This is a genomic window from Salegentibacter maritimus (genome assembly GCF_016236915.1).
In the GTDB taxonomy this organism is placed as follows: Bacteria; Bacteroidota; Bacteroidia; order Flavobacteriales; family Flavobacteriaceae; genus Salegentibacter; species Salegentibacter maritimus.
In genome coordinates this window covers 1-334 of the sequence record NZ_JAEHOK010000067.1, presented here as the reverse complement: position 1 = coordinate 334, position 334 = coordinate 1, and the positions used below count along the sequence as shown (strand labels likewise).

The window sequence follows — 334 nt, the reverse complement described above, 5'->3', positions numbered from 1 at the left end:
GAACAAGGGATGATAACCAGCCATTAGATGCGGAATACCCCGTGGGAACCACCAATATTACATGGACCGTGACAGATGATAATGGAAACGAGGCTGAACCGGTAATACAAACCGTAACGGTAACTGACGATCAGGCGCCGGTAATCACTGCTGTGGAAGCTATCAATACTACTGCAGATGCAGATACCTGTGGAGCAATGATAGAAATTGTACCTCCGACGGCTACTGATAACTGTTCAGTTGGAAATGTAAACGGAACAAGGGATGATAACCAGCCATTAGATGCGGAATACCCCGTGGGAACCACCAATATTACATGGACCGTGACAGATGA

Annotated in this window: 1 protein-coding gene; it reads left to right on the top strand. The window is 46.7% G+C overall.

The window, feature by feature from the left end; all coding sequences use genetic code 11:
* A partial coding sequence (locus I6U49_RS16860) for a hypothetical protein (RefSeq protein ID WP_198629702.1) occupies positions 1-334 on the top strand: 334 nt, incomplete at both ends.